Source organism: Telluria sp. AZSoR62 (genome assembly GCF_058111565.1).
The window spans coordinates 1-240 of record NZ_JBYTST010000554.1 but is presented as its reverse complement, the minus strand read 5'-3'; the positions used below and the strand labels follow the sequence as shown (position 1 = coordinate 240).

1 protein-coding gene is annotated in these 240 nt (G+C 57.9%); it reads left to right on the top strand.

Annotated features, from left to right (window positions below):
• Positions 1 to 186, top strand: a 186-nt coding sequence (locus tag AC3XQU_RS24740; protein ID WP_489876742.1) for a hypothetical protein, incomplete at its 5' end; no start/stop codon positions are given.
• Between the last annotated feature and the right edge of the window lie 54 nt (positions 187 to 240).

The following is a 240-nucleotide window of genomic DNA, read 5'->3' as shown; positions in this document are numbered from 1 at the left end:
AAAGGGGGCGATAAAACCGGATTCGACCCCGTCACCGGTCATAAAGAGAAGAAGGCCGAGGTAACCCAGCGCAAGCGCTGGTGGCAGTCCGGCCTTGGCAAGCAGTCGGGCGACCGGGCCGGCTGGCCGGGTGCTCTGGTTTGGGCTCATCTTTTTTCTCCCGGGGGAAGAGGGTATGTGGAATAGTGTTCAGTCATCAACCGGTTGACCTATTTGGAAGCCGGCTATGCCCTTAATGTT